The following is a 5,383-nucleotide window of genomic DNA, read 5'->3' as shown; positions in this document are numbered from 1 at the left end:
CCCCTCGCTCCCTGAGGTGCGAGGAGCGATAGCGACGAGCCTCGAAGGGCCTGGTGAGACGAACTCGCCAGGCCCTTCGAGACGCATCCTCCGCAAGCTCCGGACGCTCCTCAGGGAGCGGGAGGAGACGCATCCTCCGCAAGCTCCGGATTCGGCACCACGCGACACGCCGGTTGAGCCGACACCGAGCGAAGCGAGGCGTCGCGTCGAAACCCGCCCCCACCGACCGGTCCAACCAGCAGAGACACCTCCGTTGGACCCGCGAGATGACCCCCGAACAGGAACGCGAACTCAAGACGTTGGTGCCGCTGATCGGCTGTCGGCGGTGCCGCGAACGCGCGGGTCATGTCCGGAAAACTGGTGGTCTCCAAAGTCATCCCGGTCACCGCCGACACCCTGCACCTACTCCCTACAGCACCGCCGGATGGTCCGATACCGGGGTCGGTGCACACCATCCTCGGACAGGAATCCACCAGCCACAGCAACGACCTGCCCGACGCCGACCCCACCGTCGACGGCGAGACCGGCGAGGAATTCAGCCCGATCCGCCTCGACACCGAAACCCTCAACGCCGGCACCCGCCTGTCCGGACAGGTCTGACTGACCCACGCCAGCCCGGTCGAGTACGCGCTGCTGAGCGCTCTGGTCGTGGTGCTGACCGTCATCAGCGTTGTCATCGGGGTCCTGTGGCGGCGCGATTATCTGGGGCCGCCGAAGGAGCGTTTCACCCTGGCCATGATCGTCTCGCTGGCCGCCGGTGCGCTCGCTCTGCTCGTTGGGGCAGTGATCACCCTGTGCGGTCTCTTCGACGTGAGCGCCGCCTACGGACGGTGGCTGATCCCGGTCGGCCTCGCAGTCGCGGCCGCCTCTCTCGCAGTCCTGGTGGCCCTCAAGCAGGCCCGCCTGCGCGCCACCACCAACACGATTGCCGCGCTGGTGGTCCTCGGTGCGCTGATCCCGGTGTCTGGACCGGGCCTGTCGCTGTTGGTGATGCTGGCCGGCGGTTTCGCCGTCGCCGCGGCCATGTACTCGACGACACGAACCGATCGCCCTTCGGCTGCGCTCGCCTGACCGGCCTCGGCGTTGGCGTCCTGGGTTGGGTGTGGACCTGGCTTCGGATCGATCGCAACGCCCTGGATGTCGGCGACGCTCTCAGCGCTGTGCTGGCGCTCATCGCAATCCCTCATGCCCGCCCTCTTCGGGGACTGGTCAGTGTGGGACATCGTGATCTTCGGGTGCGGGGTCGCGATCCTGGCGATCATCGGCCTGCGAGTGCGCGATCCCCTGCTCGAACTTTCGGTCGTCGACACGTCTACGACCTGGGTGCGAGGTGTTCCGGCCATGCTCGCCGGACCCGGCTGCGCGATCGTCGGCGCGGCCCACGGAGGTCACAGACACACGGGCCGGGCGGCGGGGATCGTGCGTGCGCCGTCGGTGACGGTGCCTTCCACGCAGAGGCGTTCGGTGGGGTCGGTGCGCACGAGGATCGGGGTGAACGCTGCGGTGGCATCCCGCTCGGAGGTTCGCTGCGCGGTGGTGCTGTCGGCGGGCGCCGCGGCGGGGTAGATGCGGATCCCAATTGTGTTGCCCAGGCCGCGACCGTCGATCCGTTCGACTTTGCCCCACGCTGCGTTGCAGTGTTCGGAGAAGTTCACCTTGACGGTGAAGGCCTCATTCGTCGCGCTGTCGACGGTCTGGACGTCGTCAAGGCAGCGCGGCAGCTGGTTGGGGTTCATTCCGTTGCGGACGGGTTCGGCCGGAGGCGCGCCCGCGGACTCCGGTGCGTTTGCTGCGGTGTCGGTCGTCGTTGGCCGCACGACGGCGATGGTGACCAGGCACGTGATGATGTTGCTGATCACGACGACGAGCACCGCAACCACCCACCACCACACCCGGCGCGTTCCCTTTGGTTCGGGCTTCTGGTCCTGAGCGTCGTCGACCTCGGGTGCAGTACGGGGCGGGACCATCGACCCGTCGACCTCGTCGGAGGCTGCGGGGTCGCCGCCGCCGTTGAGCTCAACCCACCGCGTGTCGAACTCCTCGCGGTCGCGGCGTCGGTGAGGGCGACAACGAAGGCGGAACCCGTCTCGCGCGTCGGCAGCTTGTCGGCTCGGTAGACGGCGTGCATCGCCGAACTACTCCTGGAGTACCCGCGGTTCCTCGCCCTGGAAGCCAGTGCCTCGTAGCTCAGCGATGGCTGTCGTTCGCGGAGTTGGCGGAGATCGGTGAGGAACTGCTCCACGGAATCGCCGTTAACGCCGGGTGAGGAAGTGTCGGGGTCGGTCACCGGGTGCTCCTATCGGGCGGGGAGTCAAACAGGGTGGCGGTGCGAGCGGTCATCCACTGTCCATCCTGTCCAGAGGCCTTCTGGATGGACGGGTGAACAGGTTATGTCATCGCCGCCCCGGCGCGATCGCGTCGGGCGCTCGCAGGAAGGACACCCCTCATGTCATCGATCTCCACGACCCGCCCTGCCGGATTCGGCGCCGCGAACAGCAAGGCGAAGAACGCCACGAAGAAGATCCTCACCACCGCTGCGTGCGCGATCGCCATCGCAACAGCCTCCGGCGCAACTCAGGCGGTGATCTCACCGCCGGCCCCCGTACAGGCTGCCACCGTGCTGGGCAATCCCGATTTCGCGGGGTGGTGCAACTGGAAGCATCGCACCAACGTGCTCTCCAGCGCCGGGCCCTGGAACCTCTACAGCGCCTACTCGTGGGTGTGCACGATCCCCGCCCTCGGCAACTTCAACAACGGTCCCGTCGACGCCAACAGTGCGTGCCGACTCAAGTACGGCAGCGGTGCCTACGCGGTGACCACCAACCCGAACTGGGCGCACTCGTGGCAGTGTCGCCGATGATCCACACAGGGCCCCTGATCGCTCCACCGGTGCACCCACGATGACGAGCAGCGCCCCGTAGGGCATCGCAACGCTCACCCGGTCTGATGTGGATAGGACGGGCGCGACGTCGACGTAGATTCGTCGGCGTCGCGACCCCCTGGAGCGCACGGGAACACTTGCCCTACCGTGCTAACGGTGACAGAATAGATCTGTAACCGTTAGGACAGAGCGAAGGGGCAGGAGATGTCCACTGTTGATGAGGACCTCGACGAGCTGTTGCGTGACCGCTTCGGCATGGCTCGAAAGGATCTGGTCTTGGCTTTGCGCACATTGCCGGCGCAGCGACCGTGGGCGGCGCGGCTGACCGAGGGCGAGGCCCGGTTACTCGATGCAGCAGGGTTCACCGAGGACCCTGAGAACTACGCCCAGATCGCCGCGGAGACGACTGGGCACATGGCGCGGCTCTACAGCACCGCCTACAGCGCAGCGGAAGCCGCAGCCGTGTTGGGCGTCTCGGATTCGCGGGTACGTCAACGGCGTCTCAACCACACGCTGTGGGCGCTCGACGACGGCGGCTCCTGGGTGTTCCCGGCGCCGCAGTTCCACCACACCACCGACTCTGATGACACGGAGTCTGATGACACCGAGTCTGACGGCATCGAGTTCGTCCGCGGCTTGGAGCGGGTGTTTCCGCGGCTGCTGACTCGGGGACTGCATGCCACCGCGATCGCCGGATTCCTCGAGTCGCCGCACCCGCAGCTCTCCATCGATGGGCGGCCCAGCTCGGTTAAGCAGTGGCTGCTGCACGGCGAACCGGTGGAGGCGGTCCTCGAGCTGCTCGAACTCGCCGACTGGACCGCCTGATGGCCCCAGCCCCGATGCTGCCTGACCCGCCGGCACCGGAAGACCTTCGGGCCCTCGGTTTGCGTAGCGACGAGGTCCGAGTCATCGGCATCGACGAGGTGTGGTGGCGCGTGCACCGCACCGCCGGCAACCACGTCCTGGCATGGAACGCGCTCCGCACCTACGGCCCGGTGCTGCGGTTCGACCCCCACCACTCACCCACCGGTGAGGACACGACCGGCCGAAGCGTCTGGTACGGCGCCGCCACCCCCGACGGCGCGCTGGTCGAGGCCTTCCAGACCGACCGCACGATCGACCGAGCCCGCGAGCAGCCCTACCTCACCGGACTGTCGTTCGCCCGCCCCGTCACCGTGATCGACATTGCCACCGACAGCGCCGGCGCCTGGGCCACCCGCGCCGGCGGCACCTACGCCCTGTCGACCGGCCAACACCGCATCACCCAACGCTGGGCCCGCCACATCGTCGAAGCCCACCCCGACATCGATGGCCTGCGCTACAACAGCCGATTCGCTGGCACACCCTGCCTGGCCCTGTTCACCCCGGCCGCGACCGCCATGCCGCACCGGCCGCAACTGTCCCTTCCCCTGACCCACCCCGACCTCGCCGCTCGCATCGCCGGCGCCGCGCGACGCCTGGGCTACGGCGTCGTCTGAGGTCCCTAGCTGCACTAACCACGGACGTTAGGTACGGCGTGGCGGGATGACATGACGAAGACCTCCGAGGAAGTGCGAACTGCCTAGGTAAGCACCGCTCAACTCGGAGGTCTTCGTGTCCCACCGTAACGCCCCACTGACCGAACTGGGTCGCCTACGTCTTGCTCGACGTGTCGTGGAGGATGGTTGGTCGATTCGCCGTGCCGCTGAACGCTTTCAGGTCGCCCCGACCACCGCCCAACGCTGGGCCCGCCGCTACCGCGAACACGGGCCGGCCGGGATGGTCGATTGCAGCAGCCGCCCGCATCGCAGCCCCAATCGCACACCGACCCGCACCGAACGACGCATCATCAAAGTCCGCGTCCTACGCCGCTGGAGACCAGCCCGCATCGCCTACCTACTCGGCCTGAACCCTTCCACTGTGCACCGGGTGCTGTCCCGCTACGGCCTGGCTCGTTTGCGCTGGCTGGACCGTCCGACCGGGCGCGTGATCCGCCGTATTACCGCTGATCACCCGGGTAAGCTGGTGCATGTCGACGTCAAGAAACTCGGCAAGATCCCTGCCGGCGGTGGCTGGCGCAAACTCGGCCGCACCGCCGGACGCCGTAACAGCCGAGCCGACAAGAGCAGCGGCAAGCAGAACAAGTACCGCACCCCCGTGCGCGGCTATCACTTCCTGCACACCGCCATCGATGCCCACTCACGGTTGGCGTACTCGGAGATCCTGACCGATGAACGCAAAGAGACCGCCGCTCAGTTCTGGCTGCGCGCCCAGCAGTGGTTCGCCGAGTGCGGGATCGAGGTGCGGAAAGTGTTGACCGACAACGGTTCCTGCTACAAGTCGCATGTATTCTCCGGTGCGCTCGGACCATCGATCATCCACCGCCGAACCCGGCCGTATCGGCCGCAAACCAACGGTAAGGTCGAACGGTTTCACCGCACCCTGGCCGACGAATGGGCCTACGACCGGCTCTACACCAGCGACACCGAACGCTGCCTACAATTCCCGATCTGGCTGCATCAC

7 protein-coding genes are annotated in these 5,383 nt (G+C 67.2%); 6 read left to right on the top strand and 1 reads right to left on the bottom strand.

Annotation, left to right across the window (positions count from 1 at the left end; translation table 11 throughout):
* Positions 1-345: 345 nt before the first annotated feature.
* Together GOAMI_RS10815 and GOAMI_RS10810 are read left to right on the top strand one after the other, a co-directional pair.
* A complete protein-coding gene (locus GOAMI_RS10815; RefSeq protein ID WP_006436537.1) occupies positions 346-600 on the top strand; it encodes a hypothetical protein in 255 nt (84 codons plus the stop codon).
* 48 nt (positions 601-648) lie between these two features.
* Entirely contained in the window at positions 649-1,071 is a 423-nt protein-coding gene (locus tag GOAMI_RS10810; RefSeq protein WP_006436536.1) for a hypothetical protein, read from the top strand.
* 317 nt (positions 1,072-1,388) lie between these two features.
* On the opposite strand, the gene GOAMI_RS10800 is transcribed toward GOAMI_RS10810, so the two are convergent.
* Positions 1,389-1,967: a DUF2690 domain-containing protein gene (locus tag GOAMI_RS10800; RefSeq protein ID WP_006436535.1), complete on the bottom strand. Its 579-nt coding sequence runs from the start codon at positions 1,965-1,967 to the stop codon at positions 1,389-1,391.
* Positions 1,968-2,446: 479 nt separating this feature from the next.
* Between GOAMI_RS10800 and GOAMI_RS10795 the strand changes: the two genes are divergently transcribed.
* The 4 genes from GOAMI_RS10795 to GOAMI_RS10780 form a co-directional block, all read left to right on the top strand.
* Positions 2,447-2,860: a hypothetical protein gene (locus tag GOAMI_RS10795; RefSeq protein ID WP_006436534.1), complete on the top strand. Its 414-nt coding sequence runs from the start codon at positions 2,447-2,449 to the stop codon at positions 2,858-2,860.
* Positions 2,861-3,085: 225 nt separating this feature from the next.
* Positions 3,086-3,706: a hypothetical protein gene (locus GOAMI_RS10790; RefSeq protein WP_006436533.1), complete on the top strand. Its 621-nt coding sequence runs from the start codon at positions 3,086-3,088 to the stop codon at positions 3,704-3,706.
* Positions 3,706-4,359, top strand: a complete 654-nt coding sequence (locus GOAMI_RS10785) for an RES family NAD+ phosphorylase (RefSeq protein WP_006436532.1) — start codon at positions 3,706-3,708, stop codon at positions 4,357-4,359. The genes GOAMI_RS10790 and GOAMI_RS10785 overlap by 1 nt, the downstream gene beginning before the upstream one ends.
* A 115-nt stretch (positions 4,360-4,474) precedes the next feature.
* On the top strand, positions 4,475-5,383 hold a 909-nt coding region (locus tag GOAMI_RS10780), incomplete at its 3' end, for an IS481 family transposase (protein WP_006436531.1).

This window comes from Gordonia amicalis NBRC 100051 = JCM 11271 (genome assembly GCF_000332995.1).
GTDB classification, from domain to species: Bacteria; Actinomycetota; Actinomycetes; order Mycobacteriales; family Mycobacteriaceae; genus Gordonia; species Gordonia amicalis.
Note: the sequence above shows the minus strand (reverse complement) of the source record. Positions and strands in the feature narration are given on the sequence as shown.

Excerpts from the sequence above, each read along its gene's own strand:
- GOAMI_RS10815 (WP_006436537.1), top strand. The coding sequence starts at position 346 with ATGTCCGGAAAACTGGTGGTCTCCAAAGTCATCCCGGTCACCGCCGAC.
- GOAMI_RS10800 (WP_006436535.1), bottom strand. The coding sequence starts at position 1,967 with ATGGTCCCGCCCCGTACTGCACCCGAGGTCGACGACGCTCAGGACCAG.
- GOAMI_RS10795 (WP_006436534.1), top strand. The coding sequence starts at position 2,447 with ATGTCATCGATCTCCACGACCCGCCCTGCCGGATTCGGCGCCGCGAAC.
- GOAMI_RS10790 (WP_006436533.1), top strand. The coding sequence starts at position 3,086 with ATGTCCACTGTTGATGAGGACCTCGACGAGCTGTTGCGTGACCGCTTC.
- GOAMI_RS10785 (WP_006436532.1), top strand. The coding sequence starts at position 3,706 with ATGGCCCCAGCCCCGATGCTGCCTGACCCGCCGGCACCGGAAGACCTT.